This is a genomic window from Paludifilum halophilum (assembly GCF_002245355.1).
In the GTDB taxonomy this organism is placed as follows: Bacteria; Bacillota; Bacilli; order Thermoactinomycetales; family DSM-45169; genus Paludifilum; species Paludifilum halophilum.
On sequence record NZ_NOWF01000004.1, the window covers coordinates 322,633 to 345,095 of the forward strand.

18 protein-coding genes, 2 tRNA genes, 1 other RNA gene and 1 pseudogene are annotated in these 22,463 nt (G+C 40.8%); 16 read left to right on the forward strand and 6 right to left on the reverse strand.

The features are described 5' to 3' along the window. Window positions 1–4: 4 nt before the first annotated feature. The 5 genes from rnr (at window position 5) to CHM34_RS08755 (ending at window position 3,564) form a co-directional block, all read left to right on the forward strand. Window positions 5–2,350, forward strand: coding sequence for a ribonuclease R (gene rnr, locus CHM34_RS08735; RefSeq protein ID WP_439116318.1), 2,346 nt, complete (start codon window positions 5–7; stop codon window positions 2,348–2,350). Between the two features lie 99 nt (window positions 2,351–2,449). Further along, a complete protein-coding gene (smpB, locus tag CHM34_RS08740) occupies window positions 2,450–2,920 on the forward strand; it encodes an SsrA-binding protein SmpB (RefSeq protein ID WP_094264213.1) in 471 nt (156 codons plus the stop codon). 82 nt (window positions 2,921–3,002) lie between these two features. Beyond that, window positions 3,003–3,374: a transfer-messenger RNA gene (gene ssrA, locus CHM34_RS08745) on the forward strand. A 14-nt stretch (window positions 3,375–3,388) separates the two neighbouring features. Beyond that, window positions 3,389–3,464, forward strand: a tRNA-Thr gene (locus tag CHM34_RS08750). 24 nt (window positions 3,465–3,488) lie between these two features. Further along, window positions 3,489–3,564, forward strand: a tRNA-Ala gene (locus CHM34_RS08755). Between the two features lie 133 nt (window positions 3,565–3,697). Here the strand turns inward: CHM34_RS08755 and CHM34_RS08760 are convergent. The 5 genes from CHM34_RS08760 to CHM34_RS08780 all read right to left on the reverse strand — a co-directional run bounded on the left by CHM34_RS08760 (window position 3,698) and on the right by CHM34_RS08780 (window position 7,951). Beyond that, on the reverse strand, window positions 3,698–4,843 hold the full coding sequence (locus CHM34_RS08760; RefSeq protein WP_240511939.1) for a site-specific integrase: 1,146 nt from the start codon (window positions 4,841–4,843) through the stop codon (window positions 3,698–3,700). A 100-nt stretch (window positions 4,844–4,943) separates the two neighbouring features. Then, window positions 4,944–5,186: a helix-turn-helix domain-containing protein gene (locus CHM34_RS19560; protein WP_206093770.1), complete on the reverse strand. Its 243-nt coding sequence runs from the start codon at window positions 5,184–5,186 to the stop codon at window positions 4,944–4,946. Next, window positions 5,183–6,085 carry a rolling circle replication-associated protein gene (locus tag CHM34_RS08770; RefSeq protein ID WP_206093771.1) on the reverse strand — a complete coding sequence of 301 codons (903 nt, stop codon included), beginning with the start codon at window positions 6,083–6,085 and terminating at the stop codon, window positions 5,183–5,185. The genes CHM34_RS19560 and CHM34_RS08770 overlap by 4 nt, the downstream gene beginning before the upstream one ends. 158 nt (window positions 6,086–6,243) lie before the next feature. Continuing rightward, complete coding sequence (locus tag CHM34_RS08775) at window positions 6,244–7,554, reverse strand: FtsK/SpoIIIE domain-containing protein (protein ID WP_094264214.1); 1,311 nt, start codon at window positions 7,552–7,554, stop codon at window positions 6,244–6,246. 64 nt (window positions 7,555–7,618) lie between these two features. Next, the gene (locus CHM34_RS08780) at window positions 7,619–7,951 is read right to left on the reverse strand and encodes a hypothetical protein (RefSeq protein WP_094264215.1); all 333 of its coding nucleotides are present in this window, start codon (window positions 7,949–7,951) and stop codon (window positions 7,619–7,621) included. 127 nt (window positions 7,952–8,078) lie between these two features. Here CHM34_RS08780 and CHM34_RS08785 point away from each other — a divergent pair, with 127 nt between their 5' ends. From CHM34_RS08785 to CHM34_RS08825, 9 genes and pseudogenes are all read left to right on the forward strand, one after another. Beyond that, window positions 8,079–8,924, forward strand: a complete 846-nt coding sequence (locus CHM34_RS08785) for a helix-turn-helix domain-containing protein (protein ID WP_094264216.1) — start codon at window positions 8,079–8,081, stop codon at window positions 8,922–8,924. Between the two features lie 24 nt (window positions 8,925–8,948). Beyond that, complete coding sequence (locus tag CHM34_RS08790) at window positions 8,949–10,877, forward strand: site-specific DNA-methyltransferase (protein WP_094264217.1); 1,929 nt, start codon at window positions 8,949–8,951, stop codon at window positions 10,875–10,877. A 2-nt stretch (window positions 10,878–10,879) separates the two neighbouring features. Further along, window positions 10,880–12,538 carry a DEAD/DEAH box helicase family protein gene (locus CHM34_RS08795; protein WP_240511940.1) on the forward strand — a complete coding sequence of 553 codons (1,659 nt, stop codon included), beginning with the start codon at window positions 10,880–10,882 and terminating at the stop codon, window positions 12,536–12,538. Between the two features lie 235 nt (window positions 12,539–12,773). Continuing rightward, window positions 12,774–14,255: a transposase gene (locus CHM34_RS08800; RefSeq protein WP_094264218.1), complete on the forward strand. Its 1,482-nt coding sequence runs from the start codon at window positions 12,774–12,776 to the stop codon at window positions 14,253–14,255. Window positions 14,256–14,411: 156 nt separating this feature from the next. After that, window positions 14,412–15,455, forward strand: a complete 1,044-nt coding sequence (locus CHM34_RS08805; protein WP_240511941.1) for an HI_1054 family type III restriction endonuclease — start codon at window positions 14,412–14,414, stop codon at window positions 15,453–15,455. Window positions 15,456–15,523: 68 nt separating this feature from the next. After that, the gene (locus tag CHM34_RS08810; RefSeq protein WP_094264219.1) at window positions 15,524–16,402 is read left to right on the forward strand and encodes a GIY-YIG nuclease family protein; all 879 of its coding nucleotides are present in this window, start codon (window positions 15,524–15,526) and stop codon (window positions 16,400–16,402) included. A gap of 578 nt (window positions 16,403–16,980) precedes the next feature. Further along, a complete protein-coding gene (locus tag CHM34_RS08815; RefSeq protein WP_094264220.1) occupies window positions 16,981–18,021 on the forward strand; it encodes an HNH endonuclease in 1,041 nt (346 codons plus the stop codon). A 63-nt stretch (window positions 18,022–18,084) separates the two neighbouring features. Beyond that, complete coding sequence (locus CHM34_RS08820) at window positions 18,085–18,621, forward strand: SMI1/KNR4 family protein (RefSeq protein ID WP_094264221.1); 537 nt, start codon at window positions 18,085–18,087, stop codon at window positions 18,619–18,621. A 168-nt stretch (window positions 18,622–18,789) separates the two neighbouring features. Beyond that, window positions 18,790–19,030, forward strand: a pseudogene (locus CHM34_RS08825) (DoxX family protein); the annotation flags it as partial. Between the two features lie 180 nt (window positions 19,031–19,210). Here CHM34_RS08825 and CHM34_RS08830 read toward each other — a convergent pair. Then, a complete protein-coding gene (locus CHM34_RS08830) occupies window positions 19,211–20,197 on the reverse strand; it encodes a ring-cleaving dioxygenase (protein WP_094264222.1) in 987 nt (328 codons plus the stop codon). 920 nt (window positions 20,198–21,117) lie between these two features. Between CHM34_RS08830 and CHM34_RS08835 the strand changes: the two genes are divergently transcribed. Then, window positions 21,118–21,579: an RrF2 family transcriptional regulator gene (locus CHM34_RS08835; RefSeq protein WP_094264253.1), complete on the forward strand. Its 462-nt coding sequence runs from the start codon at window positions 21,118–21,120 to the stop codon at window positions 21,577–21,579. Between the two features lie 518 nt (window positions 21,580–22,097). Continuing rightward, window positions 22,098–22,343 carry an IS200/IS605 family transposase gene (gene tnpA, locus CHM34_RS20175; protein ID WP_206093772.1) on the forward strand — a complete coding sequence of 82 codons (246 nt, stop codon included), beginning with the start codon at window positions 22,098–22,100 and terminating at the stop codon, window positions 22,341–22,343. The last annotated feature ends 120 nt before the right edge of the window (window positions 22,344–22,463 follow it).

Below are 22,463 nucleotides of genomic sequence, written 5' to 3' on the forward strand. Positions count from 1 at the left end.
AGACATGATTGAATTTATGCTAAAAAAAGCATACAAGCCGATGACGGCGAAAGAGCTTCAGCACATCTTCCAAGTGGAAGACCCGGAAGAGCAGAGCGGTTTTCTGCAATTGCTCAGCCGTCTGGAAGAAGAGGGGAAAATTGTTCGCACCCGCGCTGACCGGTATGGGGTGCCGGAACGGCTGAATTTAGTACGGGGGCGGTTACAGGGCAATGCCAAGGGATTTGGTTTTGTCATCCCGGACCCGGAAATGCCCCATGAACAAGATGTCTTTATCCACGGGAATGAGATGAACGGAGCGATGGACGGAGACCGAGTCTTGGCTCGCGTTCACAGCCGGCGGAAGGACGGGCGCCGCCCGGAAGGGGAAGTGGTGCGCATTCTGTTCCGGGGCCGCTCCATTATCGTGGGAACTTATACGGATTCCAAGCATTTCGGGTTTGTCGTTCCTGATGATAAGCGGTTACCTGCGGATATCTTCATTCCCAAGGAAGCCCGGAACGGGGCGGAAGAGGGTCAGAAAGTGGTTGTGGAGATCCTTCGGTATCCCAACGGACGTAAAAGTGCCGAGGGGAAAGTGACGGAAATTTTGGGTCACAAGGATGAAGCCGGAGTGGACATCCTGTCCATCATTCGCAAGTACCAACTGCCTGAGGGATTTCCCGATGAGGTGCTGGCGGAAACGGACCAGGTGCCGGAAACCATCGACGAACAGGAGATTCGGGGACGGCGTGACTTGAGGGATCGCCGTATGGTGACCATTGACGGGGCAGACGCCAAGGACTTGGACGATGCCGTTTCGGTGGAGCGTTTGGACAATGGTAATATTCGCTTGGGCGTTCATATCGCCGATGTCAGCTATTATGTGAAAGAAGGCAGTGCTCTCGATCGGGAAGCATATCAACGGGGAACCAGCGTCTACCTGGTGGATCGAGTAATCCCGATGTTGCCCCAACGCCTTTCCAACGGGATTTGCAGTCTCAATCCCCAAGTGGACCGGCTGACCATGACTTGCGACATGGAGATGGACGGAAAGGGAAATGTCGTTCGTCACGAGATTTATCCCAGCGTCATCCGCACCAATGAACGGATGACCTATACCGATGTGAAAAAAATTCTCGTCGATGAGGATGAGGAGTTGATCCGGCGGTACCAGCCGTTGGTGGAGGACTTCCGTCTGATGGCTTCTCTGGCTAAAACATTGCGACAACGGCGGTTTATGCGGGGAGCGATCGATTTCGATTTTCCAGAAGCGAAGATCCGGGTGAATGAACAAGGCCAACCGGTGGAGATTGTCAACCGTCCCCGTACCATCGCCGAGCAAATGATCGAAGAGTTCATGTTGGCGGCTAACGAAACCGTTTCCGAGCATTTCTACAAGGGAAAGTTCCCTTTCGTTTACCGGATTCACGAAAATCCGGATCCTGACAAGCTCCAATCTTTCTTTGAATTTATCACGCTCTTCGGTTATACGGCCAAGGGGAAAGCGGACAAAATCAAGCCCCGGGTGTTACAGCAATTGCTGGAACAGATCGACGGAAAACCGGAAGAGCCGGTGATCAGTACGGTGATGCTTCGCTCGATGCAGCAAGCCAAGTATTCCGCTGAATGTCTGGGTCACTTCGGCCTCGCTGCTCAGTTTTATTCTCACTTTACCTCTCCGATCCGCCGGTACCCGGATCTGATCATTCACCGGATCATCTGGGAAGTTTGGGAAAATGGAGGCACTCTGTCCCGAGAGCGGAAAAATGAACTGGACGAATGGCTGCCGGAGGCCTGTAAGCACGCTTCCGAACGGGAACGCCTGGCCATTGACGCGGAGCGAGAGACGGATGATCTGAAAAAAGCGGAGTACATGCAGGATAAAGTGGGCGAGACCTATGACGGAATCATTAGCAGTGTCACCTCTTTCGGTGTATTCGTGGAGCTGGCGAACACTATCGAAGGGATGGTTCATGTCAGCTTTATGACGGACGATTATTACCAGTATGATGAACACACGTATTCCCTCGTGGGGGAACGGACCGGAAAATCTTACAACATCGGTGATGCTGTGACGGTAAAGGTGATCGGAGTCAATCTGGATGAGCGAAAGGTGGACTTCGAACTGGTTGAGGAATCGACGGAAAAGCCTGCCCCCGCCCGCCCCCGAAAAAGACGGAGGAAAAAAGAAGGACCGAAAAAGGCGGGAGCCAAAAAACAGGTGAAAAATGAAGCTGTCGGTAAAAAAACGAGGCGTGGAAAAGACCGTGGAAAAGACCGTGGGAAAGGCGGTGGAAAAGAGGGCGTAAAAAAAAGAAGAAAAAGAGAGCGCAATAGAGGAAAGAAAAGACGGCCCAATAAACGGTAACAGGAAAAGCGGATGCCCGAAAGCCGGCTGGATAGTGATTGACCCCCGTACCCTTTTGCGATATACTAAATGGTGCAGTTTTTTAGGGGGGTGAGCCGAATGCCCAAGGGTGGCGGCGCAAAGGTAGTCGCACGAAACAAAAAAGCATTCCATGAGTATCATATCGAAGATACTTATGAAGCGGGCATCGTGCTCACCGGGACGGAGATCAAGTCCATCCGGCAGGGTCGGGTTAATTTGAAGGACAGCTATGCCTGGATCGACAAAGGGGAGATTTATTTGTTGAACATGCATATCAGCCCCTTTGAACAAGGGAACCGTTTCAACCATGACCCGACTCGAACCCGCAAACTCCTGTTGCACAAAGGTCAGATCGACAAGCTGATCGGTCTCACCCAACAGAAAGGTTTTACTTTGGTTCCCCTGGACTTGCATTTACGGAACGGATTTGCTAAAATCCAACTTGCGCTGGCCAAAGGGAAAAAGCTTCACGATAAGAGGCGGGCCATCGCCAAAAGGGATGTGGACCGGGAGATCCGAAGGGAACTTAAAGAGCGGATGCACCGGTAAAAAATAAAAAAGTCCCTTTACATGATCAGAAGATGGTGTTATAATGATAAATGTTGGCGCTTGAGATAACCCATCGAAATCCGGGGGCGTTTTTGGGACTCGACGGGGACAGATCGAGCGTCGGTAGCGAGCCGAGGGGCTGCGACCTTCGTGAAAACGCAGACGCCAAATGTAACTGGCAAACAAGAAACTCAACCTCTGGCTGCAGCTGCTTAATCGTAGCTCACCAGGATCCGATGCGCTATCGCCCGTGTAGCGTAGCCGGGTCTCATAACTCAGCGGGCTAGCTGATCGGATGGTCACCGGCCGATAAGCGAAACGAAGGTGACTAGCTCGAAGGAACGCCTGTCACTGGGCAGTCCCTAGGGCGAACTCCACAATACAGTGACTGCGCTCGGAGAAGCCGTCGTGGCGATGTCTTCGGACAGCGGTTCGAATCCGCTCGCCTCCACCAATATCAAGCCACACGCTGATGTAGCTCAGCTGGCAGAGCACTTCACTCGTAATGAAGGGGTCGGGGGTTCGAATCCCTCCATCAGCACCATTCTCGCTCATTTCAATCTTATATGGGGCATTAGCTCAGTTGGGAGAGCGCTACACTGGCAGTGTAGAGGTCAGCGGTTCGAGCCCGCTATGCTCCACCATACAGTTTCAATGATTTTTATTAAGTGTCAAAATCCTTGATATGAAAGGAATTTGACGCTTTTTCTTTTTCATGGAATGTCAATACATTTCATTTAAACGTAGTCAAATACGTAGTCAAAATGTCGTCGTTTTTTACAGATTTACATAGCTTGAAAACTTTTGTATGGCTTGTTCTTGCGCTTTTTTTGTAACATGTGTGTAAATGTTCATTGTCGTTTTTATATCACTATGACCGAGCCGATCTTGTACTTCTTTTAACGTAGCACCTGCTTCAAATAAAAGCGAACAGTGGGTATGACGTAAACCATGTGTCGTCACTTTCTTTAAATTGTACTTTTCTTGAACGTATAGCATCCATTCACGAGTTTTTGACGGTTGTATAAATTCATTCTTCTCATTGCTGAAAACGAGTTGAGATGGTTTAGATGTATTAAAACCAAGCTTGAAATAATCTTCTTTCTGTTTCTTTTTCCACATCCTTAATACGCCCATTGTTTTTTCATCCATCTTTATCGTTCGAGCTTCATTCGTTTTTGTTGACTTGATATAAAGCTTACTGTTTTTCCCGCGAGAAAGCGCCTTGTTAATGCGTATTTCTTTTGTTTTAAAGTTTATGTCGCGCCATGTCAGCGCTAACGCTTCTCCTTTTCTCATGCCACTGAATGCGAGCAAACGAAATAGCACGTATGCTTTCACATTTGTTTCTTTTTCCAAACATGAAAGAAATTCAATTAATTGTTCACGAGTGTAAAAGTTCTTTTCGTCTGTTTCATCAGGTAATGGTTTATTCCTTTTTCTTGGAAGCTCGACTAAATCAAACGGGTTTTTTTGAACAAAATCACGTTTGACAGCAAAGTTAAATACTCGAGAAGCATATGCTTTAACCTTACTAATGTTTTTAAGTTTTTTCGCCCAATCGTTTACAGCTTTCTGGCATATATCAACCGTAATTTTTTCAATTTTATATTCACCAATGCTAGGAAGGATATGATTATCAAATAAGCTAACCGTTTTTACAAACGTGCTTTGTTCTACAGTGTTTTCATACTGAAGTAACCACAACCCATAAACTTCTTTAAATGTTTCTGCCCGTTCTTTTCTAAACTCGCCACTTGCGACCTGCAATTTAATTCGTGCCAATGCTAATTCCGCTTCTTTTTTCGTTTTAAAGCCGCGTCTAGTTGTTCGCATTTGTTTTCCTGTGGCTTCATCTGTTCCTAAATAAACTTGAAATTCATATCTAATCTCCCCATTTTTCAATTTGTATTGTTTAATCACTTAGTAAAACCTCCTCTAATCAATTGCGGGGGCAAATGATTAAAAAGAGGGTTTACCTCATAAACCATTATACTCATTTATGAGATAAACCCACAATGCGCTAAAAACTATGCTCTTGTAAAAATCGGTCTATCTCTGATTTTTTCACCCTTTTTACCCCATCAATTTCAGCAACCTTTAAACCCATTTGCCGAAATTTCATAAATGTATTGTAAGAGACATTGGCATATTTAGCGGCTGATTTCAGATCGAGCCATTCTTGATGCGGATTCATTTTGTTAAAATATATTTCTAACTGGTCCTTAATAGACTGTATAATATCGTAATCAATTTGTTGTGTCATTTATTATCACTCCTATGCTTCAGTTTTGTGTATCGAATACGATATTCCTGGTATCCTCCACCGACTTTTTTGTAACCTGTGTACGTTTTTTGGAACAAAACCTCGTCATCTGAAAATGTCTTCCATTCATCGTTTAATTCAAGTCTAACTTTGGGCTGCTTTAAGTTTTTGGATTTAAACACTCTTTTTTTATTCATGAACAAAACCTCGTCATCTGAAAATGTCTTCCATTCATCGTTTAATTCAAGTCTAACTTTGGGCTGCTTTAAGTTTTTGGATTTAAACACTCTTTTTTTATTCATAAATTTTACAAGTAATTGCGGATCATCAATGTTTTTTTCAAAATATTTACTTATATACCGTCCGATATTTTCTCTTTGATCTACATCAATCTTTTTTATATTCACTGACCCGTGTGGCCAGATTTCTTTCAAATCTTTATAAGGAATTTTAGGTACAGAAAACAAAACAATATGATAATGGATCGCTCCTCTTTTTTGTAACTCCCACACACCAATATATTTTAACTTTGCTTCTTTCGATTTATATATTTTATAATTCAATCTCTTTATAAATTTATTAAATTCATAATTCGTTTTTTGAATATCATCTATATTTTCTTTAAATGTTAAGGTTAAAAAGCTAGTTCGATGATCAAAGTTTGCATCGATCAATCGACCGAGTTCCCAACGCTCATTTCTATGATATTTCTTCATTCGTTCCACACGTTTACTTTTCTCTTCGTATGAAGCATCTTCAAACTTTATATATTCCCTATTCGTTTCATTTGATGGACGTGTAAATCCATAGCCAGTCACTTCTTCATACTCGTATACTTCTGTAAAACTGGTTTCAATTATTTTTGTATTGTAATACTTTAATTTTCCATGTTTAAACACCACCTTTTTCTCTTCAAATTTGCATATATAACAAGTTAACAGCTTTCGCTTCGCTCAAGCTCTCGACCGTTAGAAAAGTGACCGCTCCGCTTGACCGTTCCACTCTGCTACTGACGTAGCAGTCATCACTTTTCTACGGTCGAATACGACGAAGCAAACTATCTGTTATTCATCATTGCTGAATACAGTTCTTGACGATAATTTAATCCTTCAAAGTTCAGATACGGAGCTTCAAAGGGTCTAGGTAAAGTCCACCCTTCACCATCTAAAAATACGAATCCTTTTCCAGTTCCGGTTTCGGCTGAAGGCAATTCATCCCATTCGTCACCTAATGTCATCCGATATCCACTTTTCGATAGTTGTCCTAAAGCAATCCTTAATCCGATTTGATCACGTATGACCGTTGATACAGCTTCTGCATTCGGTTTTTGAGTACTTAAAATCATGAATATCCCCGCTTGCCTGCCTTTTAGAATGAGTTGCTTTAAATATGAATCGATTTCTTTGGCGATTTTTTTGTCTTCTTCCATTGCAGCGGCAACTTCATCAAAAACAATAACGATCGGTTTCAAGTTATAATGATTATAATTTTTACCCAATTCGACATCGGTTTTATTAAACATCGTCTCATAACGTTTATTCATTTCATCGTTGGCTTCCCTTAATATTTTTGCCATCGTTGCTGGAGTGCTAGCAATTCGATTTAAAGCATTAGGAATGCTAGATTTTAAACTGGATAAATCGCTTCTTTTCGGATCTAATATGAAAATATCAGCCCCTCGAATGGCAAATTGCAAAATTAAATAATAAATCATAAACGTTTTTCCTGAACCAGTCGCTCCAGCGATTAAAGCGTGTGGAATACTTGTAAACTTCCAATCTTTTTCGGAATCTAAAGGAATTGTTAATGGATCAAAATCATTTAATAATGCTTTATTGACGATAATGCGGTCTGGTTTATTTACGCTAAATTCATATGTGACAAAATGAGGTGAACGATGTTTTATATCTGTTAAGTTCATTGATAAAGCGGATTCAAGCTTCTTGGCCAGACTATCCGGTTGTAACGTATAAGGCGCTCCGTTTGGATACGATTCAATGATTAATGAATGATTTTGAAAGTAAATTTTAAACTTCATGGACGTTACGGCTTTGTATGGATTGGTATCTTTATCCGTTACATACAATTGATTAAAAAGGATAACGTGTCTAAGTTTCGCTTTTATTTGTTGGATTTTAGAGAATGAATAGCGACTCGTATAAAAAAGGTAAAAAGTGAGAGATGCGAATGCTATAATTGGTATGAGATAAAATATAGTAGCAATCTCATATGAAAAACGCGTGAGTAAATAATGATCGAATACAAAAATCGTGACGAAGAATAAAACGATAAAAGAATAGGCATAAATGATATGGAGCAATCTTCGTCTTTTAAACGTGACAGTATGTTTCTTTTTCAATCTGAACATCTGTACCAGCCTCCTTTCATCATGCTCTAGGTAATGGCGATGCCATTTACCTAGAGCATGACGGTTATTGTTTCACTACAGAAATGGATGAAGCTTTAAAAGATAACGCAACTCTGCCGTTTTGACTAAAAGGGTTGACTTCTAGATTCTCAAAAGTCACTTTAATCGGCTTTCCGTCTTTGATTTGTTCTGGATTAATTTGTGGCGTTTGCCCTTCGATTTTGACTTGAATTTTATCCCAATTATATTCAGTCAAAACGACCGGGTACCTGTAACCCGCGATTTCACCCGTATTTTTACCATCGATAAACCGAGTATAAGGTGAAGGCGCTTCGACCAATAACATTTCTTTGCCCAGTTTTGAAACATCAACCAGATCTTTAATATTGATAGCCATTTTCTCACCTCCTACAAAAACAAATTAGATGAAAGTTAAAAGTCGGTCAATTAACTTTTAACTAAATTTAGTATATAATCGATGTGAGATATATGTCAAGAGGTGTAAAAAGAAAGGAGATGAAAAAATGATCGAGTTGGATAAGGGGAAAATAGGAGAAAGAATTCATCAAATACGAAAAGAATCAAATATGACGATGGAAAAATTCGGTTCTATTATAGGCGGGATCAACAAAGCTACTGTCAGTTACTGGGAAAAAGGAAAAAGTTTACCTTCTGAAAGATATTTAAAATTAATTGCTCAAACATTCGACATAGATTACAAATGGCTTATTTATGGTGACTTGGAGGATTATGTGAAAGCCGTCTTAGCCTCTCTAAATGTTGATGTAAACGAATATATTAGTGAAATTGACTATTTAATTAATGTCCTAAAAGTAAAAAATGTGAAGCAAGGTGATTATAACGAAGTTATTAACCATGCAAAAACAATTATCCCTCCACTTTATGAAGATAATATTGATGAGATGAAAACTAACGATATGTCAGAAAAGGACAAAATTGATTTCGGAATTTTGAAAGACAAACATTTTCATGATGTATATGTTCATTCTTTAAATGATTTATTACTAAAAGATGAAAAAGCTCATGAACATGATCAAATCTTTATGTTTTTAATTGATCTTTTGTCTAGGATGAATCAATCGACAAAAGAAGAACTCAAGGAAGTAATACAAGAAATGAATTGGTTGCTTTCAAATAATATTTTCAGGCTAGAGAAAAAGTATCAAAGCAAAGAAGCTGTATTTGGTGGGGTTGTCGGTGGCGCTTATGAAGAACAAAAAGAAAGAAGTTATGAAGAAATTGAACAAGACGCAGAAAAAATTATTGAAAACATATCTGAAATGCTAAGACATATTTGGAAAGAAAACTACCATGAATTTCAAAAAAGGGATTTTAAATCTATTTTTTAAATATATACATGGGGGTTACAGGACATGAAAACAAAAATTAATAAAGAAATTAGAAACGTGCTAGAGAAATTTGGCGACAAATATTTTGTTGAAGGTAACGTTAATAAAAGTAAAGTCATTCAAGATTTAGACGCTTACGATAAGGATTTACTAAGTGCATTTATTGAAAATGAAACGATTAAAGAGAACTTCGCCATCACGATTAACGGTCATATGGTTTTACAAACGAATAAGTTAATCGAGCTCTTTGAAGCAGACGAGTATTGGCAAGATTCGTTTACAAAGTACTCGAAAAAAATCGGTTTAACCGCTGGCGGCAAGTTTATCGATGAATCAACCGATGTCGTATTAGATTTTCCTTATAAAGACACCATTTTAAAAGCAAGTATGTCGAAAGAAGATACAGATAAAGATGATTTAAGACCAGATGAGCCTTTTTTAAATGAAGTGATTGCAAAAGAGGAAATTGATGTTCTTTTAGATAAGAAGATATTAGTTAATGCGAAAAAATATACTCAAAATGGTGTGGAAGATATCGATCATTTTAATGAAAATGATAATTTAATAATTAAGGGAAATAATTTACTTGCGTTACATACGTTAAAATTAAGATATGCAGGGAAAGTGAAAGCATGCTTTATTGATCCTCCATACTTTTTTTACAAGAATAAACCAGCTGATACTTTTTCGTATAATTCTAATTTTAAATTATCTTCATGGTTGGTTTTTATGCAAAACAGACTTTCTATTACAAAAGATCTTTTATCAGAGGATGGAGTAATATATATAACAATTTCCTCCGAAGGTGGACATTACCTAAAAGTTTTGGTGGATAATGTTTTTGGAATGGAAAATTTTATTGCAGATATAACTTGGCAGTCTAGAAAATCTGTTTCAAGTGATGGTTTAATTTCTGTTTCGAGCAATCATATTTTAGTTTACGCCAAAAATATTAACATCATAAAAAAGGATGAATTCAGATTATTTTTAGATACAGATGGATTTAAATATGATGATAATGATGGGCGAGGAAAATATAGGATTGAGCCTTTCGATGCTCCAAATATAAGGAAAAATCTAGAATATCCAATAAAAAACCCTAATACTGGTAAAATTTATTATCCACCTGAGGGCAGGTGTTGGAGAACAACTTATGAAGATTACATCCGGTTACTTAAAGATAATAGAATACGTTTTGGGGCAAAAGGACAAACAAAGCCACAATTAAAAGTTTATTTGAAAGATGTTAAACAAATGGGGAAAGGAAAAGCTAGTACAACGATATGGAGTGATTTAACTCCTGATTCAATCCTTTGGAGTGAAACAGGAACTACTACCAATGGCACTAAACACCAACAAAAAATGTTTGGGAAAGTAGTATTTGAAAATCCGAAACCAGAAGATCTAATTAGTAGATCCTTACAATTGGCTACTGATGAAAATGATATTGTACTAGATTTCTTCATGGGATCAGCTACTACCCAAGCTGTTGCCCATAAAATGAACCGTCGATATATCGGTATCGAACAAATGGATTATATAAACACTGTCTCTGTTCCGCGACTTCAAAAGGTAATTGAAGGCGAACAAGGTGGAATTTCTAAAGATGTAAACTGGCAAGGTGGAGGAAGTTTTGTTTACGTAGAATTAATGGAAAAAAATCGTGGGTTTTTAAAGGCAATTAGAGACGCTAAAAACCATAATGAATTACAGAAAGTATTTGATTTTATGTTAGAAGAAGCGGAAATTGATTTTAGAGTTGATTTGGAAAAGATAAAAGATACGTTACACGAACTATCGTTAGACGACCAAAAACGAACGTTAATCAAAATCATCGACAAAAACCAGCTGTATTATAATTATTCCGAGATCGATGACGAAAATGTTCGCGATCTAATTAGTGATAGCGATTATGCCTTTAATAAAAGCTTTTATGAAGAGGGTGAGGAATAATTATGTCAAAGCGGAAAAAAAGAAAACAGTTACCCTTGCCTTTATATGATGAATTAACCAACCTTGATCAGAGTTTATTTAACGAAGAAGGGATGTGGTCTACACCAGACTACATTGCTGAAAATATGGTACACACATTCAGATACTACCAAAGGGCTGCACTACGATTTTTTCATTACTCGCAAGTGAGTCAAGCGTTTCGTTATCGAAATATCAACCACGTCTTATTTCATATGGCGACAGGTAGTGGAAAAACGGATTTGATGGCAGGGTTAATCCTGTATTTATACAAAGAAAACGGTTACCAAAACTTTTTATTTTTAGTGAATACGAATGGCGTGTTAAACAAGACGATCGATAACTTAACGAATAAAGCTTCTGAAAAATATTTATACAAACCACAGATTGAAATCGATGGAGAAAGAATTGAAATACGGCAAGTGCAGTCCTTTCCTAAAAACCAAAGTAAGAATACGATTTATTTAAAGTTAGCAACCGTTCAGAGTGTCGCAACAGACATTTATACTCAAAAAGAAAACGCGATGGGGGAGGAAGATTATGCGAAACATAAAGTCGTTATACTAGGTGATGAGGCTCATCATTATTCCGCAACGACGAAATCGGAAAAAGAAACCGAGCAATCATGGGAAAGCGCCATTTCCACCATTTTAAATGCAAGAGAAGATAATCTCTTGTTAGAATTTACAGCGACGATTGATCTAGATAACAAAAATATTTATGAAAAATATAAAGATAAAGTGATCTATCGTTACGCGCTGGATCGGTTCATTCAAGATAAATACTCAAAAAACGTCAAACGAATTCAATCCAGTAACGCAGATATTGAAAACATGTTGAATGTTGTTTTATTAAGCGAGTATCGAAGAAGATATGCACTTGACCAATATGGCACATACATTAAACCTGTTGTTATGTTTAAATCACAGCGAATTGACGCCTCTAACGAAGCGAATGAAAAATTCAATGAGATGATTGAGACGTTGACAGCTGATTCGCTAAGAGAATTTTTAGCGAGACAAGAACAAATTACAATGGAACAGGACAGTGAAACGTTAGCTTTCGCTCATCAATATTATCGAGAGCATGATGACCAGCTAACGGAAATTGTTCGTGAAATGAAAAGGGAATTTGCGCCTACCCGGATTATTAATGCAAATGATACGGAGCGAACAGGGTTACTTGAAAAAGGTCAATACGATGCGTTAAATAGCTTGGAAAGTCCGACGAACTTATATCGTGTTATCTTTGCCGTGGCGAAACTGACCGAAGGATGGGATGTACTGAATCTGTACGATATTGTTCGGCTCAGTGATGATCCAAAAGTGAAAGGTACGAAAGCCACAACGATGTCAGAGGCTCAATTAATCGGTCGAGGCGCAAGATATTATCCGTTTCTATTAAATGGTGAAAGATCTTATAAAAGGCGATTTGAAGACGACAGCAAGGATAGCCTTATTTTAGAAACGATTCACTATCATACCATTAATGAACCACAATACTTGAAAAACTTAGTTGAATCGTTAAACGAAATGAATTTACCGACAGGCACGGATGAAAAAAATCCGTTACTGAATGTAAAAGTAAAAAGAAGTTTTAAACAAACGGATGTATGGAAATACGGGAAAATCTATTATAAGTAGCCTCTCGGCATTCGCCGAGGCAGGTGGGGCAAGGTTTTCCTCGTTCCACCCATTTCTCAATCCTCCCACTTTGCAGGAGGTTTTTTTATTTTGAGCAACATTCCGAACTGGAAATAATGTGTCGGAATATTGTCATAGAAACATCTGAAATACACTTGACTTTTCATTTCCCCCTAAACAATGGCTCGAGAAGGGTTTGTTTTTTCCCTTACTATCCATTTTTGGGGGTTTTAGGATGAAACCTGTTTTGATTCCACATTCTTCTTATCAGTCTTTCTTGCTTGAACAACTTCGCTTTCATTACGGTCCGGGCATCGTGATCGTCAACAAGGATTGGCCGCTTGTTCTGAAACTTTGGAACACCGATCTCTCCTACCTCACCACATTGCTTCAACCCGTTTATTCCAATCAAGGTCCCGAGTCGCGCGACCCCGCCTCAATGTTCCGTTCCTTTCTCCTCTTTCTGATGACAAATCCGGAAAAGGGTCTCACCGAATGGGTGAACGAAATGAAGCGTACTCCAATCTACGCGCTTCTCAGCGGTTTTCCTTTGGACAACATTCCCGGTGTGGGAACCTTCTACGATTTCTTCAGCCGTCTTTGGCCCGCAGTCGACCCGCATCTGAAGTCCAAGAAACAACAAAGGCGCAAGCGAAAAACCAAGAAAGGCAAAAAGAAAGGGGAGAAAGCACCAACCACTACAACTGGCAGAGTCCATCGCTTAGTCCAATGGATGATGCGTCATTCTGACATCAAATCTGCTCTTCCATCGGATCGCCTTTTCGATTTTTTCCAATCGCAAATCGTTGCTGTGTCGGCAAAACTCGGTTTACTCGGGGATCTTTCAGCGCTCAGCGCTGCCGGTGATGGTACACCGATCACCACTGCCGCCTATCCCCGGAGCAAACCTATTTGTGATTGTCGTGCCCGCGGTATAGCTCATTGCAACCATCCTCGTGTTTACTCCCAACCCGACTGCGACTCGGGGTGGGACAGCGCCAGAGAAAAGTACTTCAACGGTTACCACATGTACATGATTTCTGCGGCGGATAGTGAACACGATTTGCCTTTATACCCCAGACTGCAGCCAGCTTCCCGGCATGATGCCGTCAGCCTGGTCATGAGTGCGGTTGAATTCAAGCAACGTTTCACCTTGGGCACGGTAGACAAAATGCTTCTGGATGCCGCTCATGATGCCGAATCCATCTATCTTCTCCTGGAACACCAAGGCATGGAGCCCTTTATTGATTTGAATATTCGTTCCAAGAAGAACATCCAGAGCAAGGGTTCAAGTGACATCAAGATTTCTCCCGAAGGCATTCCCATCTGTCCAAATGGAAACTGGATGAGACCGAATGGAACCGATCGCAAACTCCATCGTCGCAAATGGAGATGTTCACCCCATTGCGGTTGCTCTTCGGCCAAGTATGGACGGACCTTTTATACAAAAACCAGTGATGATCCAAGGCTGTTTCCCAAAACCCCAAGGGATTCGGATAAGTGGAAACTGATTTACAAGCGCCGCACCTCCATTGAGCGTTCCAACAAACGAGAGAAGATCGACTACAAACTCGAATCCGGAAGACATCGTTCCACCATGATGTGGTACATGCGCATCTATGCCATTATGATTTGCCAGCACATGGACGCATGGTATGTCAGCCAGAAAGAAGAATGGGATTCACTCAAGCGGACGATCTGCCCATCGGCAGCCTGAGTTTTAAAAAGGCCACTTTGAAAATTGGATGGGTATGCCCATTTTTGAAAATGGTTTTCATTTTCCATTTTTTCCAGTCCGTAAGTGTTAGTTTTTAGGTAAATTCCCCCTTATCTAGACTCGAATGCCGAGAGTCTATATAACGAAACCGTTGAAGTGAGTGATGATTATTATGATTCGCTGGAAAAGTATGGCGTAGATAACAAAAAAGATATTATGATTCCTTATCTTTTCTCTTCTCAAGAATTAGATTATAAAGATCGTGAAGTAACAGGCGATGTGACGAATACCCATCATGTTGCCGTTGAATTTGATAAACGTTATGTCAATAAAGTGATGAATCGTATCTCATTCTATCACTTTCATAATTTGAAAAAATACATCCCTTTACTCAAATCAAGAGAACAGTTTTTAGGTGAAAATTGGTTAAATCTGTACAATCGGACGGTTTATGCCATCGTTCCACGTTCGATGACAAAAGATGATCTTCGACCGAATGAAAAACTTAAGATACTAGAAGCATACTTCATGGATGTGGCAAAAAAAATTAAAGCCGGCTATAACAAACGTCGTGGCACGAATAAATTTATCGGCTATCCAATCAAGGAGTATATCACGAACTATCGAAAACGTGTTCCTAATTACGATACGTCAAGAATCTTAATGGATACAAACCCACAAAAAGTACAGCGGTTTGAAATGAAAGAAGATTATTTTGTTTATGACTCAGCCATTATTAACCAAACGGAAAAACAGTTAATCGATCGAATCGGCGAACGAGTGAATGAGTTTAAAGAACAGTATTCAGACGTGTATCTCATCAGAATGGACGAAAATATGCATCGTGAATCGGCAAAAAATCACCAGTTAAAATTACATCAATTTGGATATGATCATAATGAGATACGATTAGAAGGATTTCAACCAGACTTTATTTTGTACTTAAAAAATGCCGATTTCATCGTCCAAATATTTATTGAACCAAAAGGAAGGGATATGGAAGAGGAACAGTGGAAAGAGGACTTACTGCTCTATATAAACGAACAAGAAGCTGAAATCATGTTTGAAGATGAAACAGAAGATGTAAAAATTAAAGGGGTTAAATTCTATACGATGAATGATGGAAGGAACACAATTAAACAGATCGGTGAAATCGCATTAGGACGAGCGTTTAAAGGTTTAAGTGTTCAAGAGTTATAAATAAACGAAGTCAATAAACACTCCCGTAATTCACGTTTAAATGTTTTAAACATATTGGAGTGATTGAGGTGTCAGGGAAATTAATACGTTTGTTTTTAGTCGATGGGAATCCGAATGGACTTAGAACGGTAGAAATCTCCAATATGACGATATACACGACCATCTTTCCTAGATCAAAACTGAAAGAGTTTTTACTAAGAGAAGAATCACGAAAAGCAGGCTGTTATTTATTGATTGGAAATGATATCGCAACACCGGAAGAAACAACGGTTTATATAGGAGAAGGCGAAATCGTCGGGGAACGATTAAAGTCACACTCTTTGGGAGGAAAACAAAAAGAATTTTGGGATGAGGCCATTGTTTTTACTTCAAAAGATGATTATATCACGAAAACACAAATACAATATCTTGAATCAGAGTTATGCAGACTAGCGGATGATGCGGGAAACGTAAAATTGGATAATGGAAACAGACCATCAAAGCCTACTTTATCTGAAGTAGACAATGCCGAGATGGAACAATTTTTAAGTGCGATTCAATTGATTTTATCATCCATAGGTATAGATATATTAGAGTCTAAAAGAATGTCAAACAGTCAAGAAGACATCCAAAAACAAGAAAAAATATTTGAGTTTACAAGAAAAAATGCAACAGCAAGGATGAAAATCGAAGATGATAAATATATTGTTTTGAAAGGATCAACGGCAGTTATTGAAAATAGGCCTTCAGCTGGAAAATCAATTAAAACGATGCGACAGACTCTCATTGAAAAAGGGATTATGAAACGAACAGAACAAGGGGATTTATATCGGTTCGAAGAAAACTACATTTTTACAAGTCCAAGCTATGCAGCTGCTGCTATTTCAGGAGGTGCAGAAAATGGAAGAATACAATGGAAATATAGAGGAAAGAGCCTTAATCAAATAGAAAAAGAAGAAATTGAGTAACGATTCAAGAAGTAATCGCTTCTATCTTTGAGATTTTATCAAGTGTAGTCAAACACGTAGTCAAAAACATCAAATGCCCCCGCAAATATTGATTTGTTCGTGTTTTGAGACGATTGGTTTCAGGCCCGCTATGCTCCACCAAAGGAAATCCACCCTTCAGACCTAATCTGAAGGGTGGATTTTTTGTTTTGAATCGACTTGAAGAGATCTCAGGATCTAAGAAGCGATCTCTTATTTATTATTCAATATGAACCTCAATGTCTGGGTGTCTGGGACTGTCTTTGTAGGCATTAACGTAAATTGTCCCAATAATCTCTTGTACCATTGTTTTTTGTTCCTCAACACTGAGTGATCTGTAGATGTTTTGGAACTCTATGTTTTAATTAAACGAATAATCCCCTTGTATAAGTTTTGGGAATGCGGGGAATTTTGAGAAAATATTTATCTAAGCGATTTAATACTGGTTTACATTCATATTTTGGCTATTTGTGCGACTTACCGTCGATTGTTTTATTTTTGCTTCTGTTATGGAATAGAAATGTAGCTGTTGCATCCACAAGAAAATTTGGAGGGGTTACATGAGAAGAAAATGGCTCAGTCTGTTCTTGGTCCTATCCTTGTTCGTCACTCCCTTTTTGCCTACAGATGCGTTTGCTTCCGAGGCTACCGCTGAAGCTCCTAAAGAAATTAAAAAACAGGCTGCTTCAGCATTTGAGCAAGCCATAAAAAAAGGCGAAGAGGGAAAGTACAACATTGACGGGATGACGGTCAATCTCAAGAAGTTATATGCTGTGGTCGATAAAAAAAATAAAACTGTTGAAATCCATGACGAAAAGCCCGTCACTTCCCAGAGAAAAATTCGTTGGGAAGCGGTTGAACTTGCGTGGGGAGTAACGTTTATTCCCCCTCCCCGAGAGAATAACGGTTATCCCGGAGACGGTTATGTTTTGACGACATTTATGGTCGTTGATACGGATGGGATTGGTGCGCTAAACATTAAAGCCGACATCGATGTCAATACCTCGAATGAATTACGGGGGCCTTTCAACGAAGATTTCACAGCTATTAACGTCGATTGGAATTGGTTTCAATACTCAGAAGGTGATGTCGAAAACACTGTAACCAAGGTTGAAAATACAAAGTTTTATCGGGTAAACACAGATATCACCGTGGACTTTTTGTTCGACTCAGATAGTCATTCGGAAACCATGGGGCCTTTATTAGCAAACAAAAAAGCCTTTGAATATCCTTGCGAATATTACAATCCTGCCGACAATACGCTGCCACCGAAATGTCATGGAGACTCTTTATATCCACAGCTTTACCAAGATCCTTTTTCGGACAAAGTAATGTTCATGCCGATTACTACTCAAATGCAACAAGTCCCTCCTGAGGAACGAGTGGAATGGAACAATGAAAAACGAGGAGAATACATCAAGCAATACATTGATACCTACGGCGATCCGAAGAAAAAGGATCCCAGTTTCAATTGGTCCGACTATGATATCCACCACATCATCCCTCGAGAGTATGGTGGACAGAACAATTTTGCTAACTTAATCCCTCTAAAACGTGAATTTCATCAACGGAACGTGACACCTTGGTGGACCAACTATTGAGCATGAAAACCCATCTGCACCTGGTTTATACTAGGTGCAGATATTTTTTAAGGGGGAAATCGTATGACCACGTCGCTGGTTGAAAAAACCCTCTCGGGCCTGAAAAAACGATTGGTCGACAACCAGTTAACCGTTCAGAATGAAAATGGGCATGTGGAAGAGATGGAGTTTCAATTCAAAGAAGCCGCAACTGATGAAGAAATTGAGGGCTTCATTCAATCGACGGGGCTTCAACTCCCCGAGGATTACCAAGCCTTTTTACGCATTCATAACGGATCCATCCTCTTTCAACCTTGGTATGGGGGGCAGTTTGAACTCTACGGCGTCTCGGAAATTGTTAAAAATCAGGTGCCCGGTTTACACCCAGAATCATGGTACCCGATCGGTTATCAGGATGGGGGTTATCTCTTACTGGATGGACAAAAGATCAAAAAAGGAGAACCCGATTATTTGATTTGGTGGGAGTCGAGCCTGATTGAAGACGCCAAGCCGCTCGATTTAAACTTTGAGTTATGGTTTGATCGCTTCGTGACAGCCCAGGGGGCGAAGTTCTGGGACTGGCCTCTGTACAATGTCCATCGTTATTATAAAAATCGCTAAAGCCCTATCCACCCATTCCCATCAACCCCCATTGGCGGGAGAGAAGGGAATATCCCTTTCTACCGCCATTTTTATTTTTCCTGGCTGGCCCAGGGTGGTGGCAACCGGGTGGTAATCGCAAGGTGGGGATGAGAAACATTCGCAAAATCATCAGGAAAATAATATAAAATGGCTTTTATAGCCGGGATTAGCGAACTTGTCGGAGGAATATTATTTACTGTCGGTATTTTGACCGTTGTAGGAGCTTTTCTCATTGTTGTTACCATGTTAGTCGCCATATTTACAGTACACTGGAGATATGGTTATTGGATCACTGAAACCGTGAACGGTTTTTGAATACAATTTAATCCTTATTACCATAGCCATTGGAATCGCTCTTATCGGACCCGGAACATATGTTCTTTTTTGAAAATAATGGTAATACCTCCATATGGTTCAGGATCATGACAAATTAACATTTTAAGAAAAGGCAAGAAGGGTTGCAAATTTGAAATTTAACCACTTTCTATTCCACAACGAATGGGAATGTCATCGATTCAAGTGGTAACCCTAAGATGGTGATCCGTCTCATCCAGACTTTCAAAACTTATCAAAAAGTCTTTTTTGTATCTATTGCCTCTAGCGGCTGTAGCCTGGCCTCGATATTCTCCCGTTGCGGTTCAAGGAATGGGGGCAACGCAAGCTTTTGCCCAAGATGTTCAAAATCTTCGTCCATCGTAAATCCAGGACCATCTGTCGCAAGCTCAAACAGGATCCCGTTCGGTTCACGGAAATAGATCGAACGGAAGTAATAACGATCGATTGGCCCGGAGGTATGGATGCCGGCGGTCTCCAATCGCTCCAACCACTCTTTGTATTCTTGTTCATTCGGGACCCGGAAGGCAACATGATGGACACCACCGCGTCCCAGACGCTCCTGCGGAAGATCCTGTCGTACTTCAACATGAACCTCTGCACCAGTCCCCCCGGCACCCGTGGCGAAAACAAGCACATCAGGTTGACTTTCAACAGTTGACGGATATTGACCAGCTGGCTGGAATCTCAGCACATCAGTTAACAATCGAACCGTCGGTTCAGCATCAGATACGGTTAGCGCAACCGGGCCTAAGCCGCGAATGCCATGCTGTACCGGAACCTGACTTTTCTCCCACGGTACACCACCGGGAACCCCTTCATTTTCATCCTCGACAACCAGCACGAGGCGTTGCCCTTCAAAATCCCGGAATGCAAGCGATTCCCGGCCTGCCCGGTAGAGAATTTCATCGTGATCCACCTGGAGCGAGTGGAATCGCGCTTGCCAATAGTGAAGGGCCTCCCGGTTTGGGACCCGTAACGAAATGGTGGATATACTGCTGGTGCCTGGATATGTGGGAGCGAGATTGGGGATATCAAAAAATGTTAATTCTGTTCCCGGGTTACCGCGTTCATCACCGTAAAACAAATGATACGACGAGGTATCGTCCTGATTGACCGTCTTTTTGACCAACCGCATGCCCAACGTTTGCGTGTAAAAATTCACGTTTTGGGGAGCTTTCGAGGTGAGTGATGAAACATGGTGAATGCCTGTCAGTTGCATGTTAAGACCTCCATAAATTTTACTTTTGTCATCCGACTGTGAATATTATTGTTCCCCTTCTTTCAAGGAGGTGCCTATTTTAACAGAAAAACAAGAAATTATTTTTGTTTGGTATTCATCCCTTGAGAATTTGATAAGATCAACACTTCGCCTCCTCCACGAATAGTGACTTGAAATAATCTATTCACTAATTAATTATAGTACCTATACTTTAAAAAAGTAAGTTATTATACTGCACTAAAGCTGTATAAACCCTTTCGCTTTTTTATCCTTTGGGGATTGGTCGATATGTACGCCTGTCCGGCTTTTTTCAGGATGGGCAACTGGATGTAAGGGTTAAAAATCAAGATATCGGGTTAAGTAATATTCGTACAAAACAAAAAGTCCATGTACAACCGAAAAATCGGATTCCGTAACCGTACACCTTTATGTAAAATAAAAGATTCAGGGTATAGAACTGATGTTTGTGATAAATTACGAGATGCCCTTCGAGCACTTTCGATATTAATTTATCCAGATGAGACACTGTTACACACCCCATTTTCATCAAATAGGGGTGTAAGTCCTCATTCGTTAGATAACATACTGGTGCGATGACTTTAAAAAAGGCATGTTTTTCAACTGTGTATTGTGTAATGACAATCTTTCCTTTTAGATTGTACCTACATCACTTGGAGTTATACTTATCTATCCTTAACGGGATGGGCGGCGAGCCCGCTATGCTCCACCAAAGGAAATCCACCTTTCAGACCCGATCTGAAGGGTGGTCCGAGATACCTGTAATATATACAGTTTAGGTTGGGGCATTTGTCCCCACATCTTGCTTTGTCCATTCGATCATTGCCTATTGGAGACGAATCGTTTATTATGGACATCAAAGGTCCATAATAAATATAATCTTGGAAAGGGAGGAAGTAAACATACAGTTTTCCAAAAGCACCGATTACGCCCTGCACGCCTTAATTCATTTGGCTCACTCGGAGCATCGCCATAACATTGGAATTAAGGAGTTATCTGCCACACTTGGCGTTTCGGAAAGCTACTTATCCAAAGTCATGTCCAAGCTGAGGCGGGATGGAATCGTACGCGCTGTGCCGGGAGTGAACGGCGGTTATGAGCTTGCACGGCCGGCCGAGCAGATTACATTTCTTGAGGTTATTCAGGTGATTGAAGGTCGGCAACAGCTGTTCGAATGCTCGACTTTGAATTCGCAGCAACATCGGTTGTTAGCTGAAGAGGGAGCCGCGGAACGGGATCGGGATTGTCAAGGAAAGAGCGAATGCCTAGTTAAAAAGGTGATGGACGGCGCCGAAGAGCATCTGTATCAATACTTGCGGGAACACACGATCCAGTCGGTACTGGATGAAGCTTTCCAGCGTTAAGTCAACAAGAAGTGATACACTTCTTGTTATTTAATTATGGATATCATAGGTCTATTGATGTGTCATATACATGGAAAACCAACGACTCGATGTGGCGATTATTGGCGGGGGGGGGGCCGGCTGGTTTGAGTGCGGCCCTCGTTTTAGGATATGCGAGCGGGAATCCTCCCCATTTTAATGGGGTAGTGCCCCTTCAGGCCACTTTGATCTGTTTGATCCCTTGCTGGGGGTGGTCGGGCTGGTAGGCCGTCTCCGATCTCTTGCAAAAAACGCATAGTGAGACCGGGAAGCGGAGCGACCTTGGTGAGACTTGTGCTCTCCTGAGTGCAAAGGATCTACGCCGGCCTCCACCCTCCTAACTTGGTTACCAGATGGAGCAGTAGATGAAAGCGAGCGTCGGACGAGGGGGGTGTTAACCCCCCGCAAGTCCGACAATGTCGGTAGACAATCAGACCATATGTCGAGGGGAAATCGCGTGAAATATAGCCAACTCCCACTATTTTCACTATACTACATGGATGGGAAAAGAGAACATCAAGCATGCGAGAACCTGTGTCTATAACATCAATGATCATATCGTTTGTTCCGTCAAATACCGCAGAAAAGTACTGGATATGGAAATTGAATCCTTTCTGACAGAGCTTTTTCAAGAGATCGCGGAGGAAAAGGGCTTTGAAGTTGTCATGATGGAAGTGGGTGAGAAAGATCATGTCCATGTATTTGCTTCCGCTCATCCAAAGGTGGCTCCCTCGTACATATGTTAAAAGGAATTTCCGCACGAAAATGTTTCTTAAAATTCCCCCATTTAAAACAGAAACTTTGGGGAGGGCATCTTTGGAACAGTCGTTTCTACATCGAAACCATTGGCTCCATTTCTGAAGATA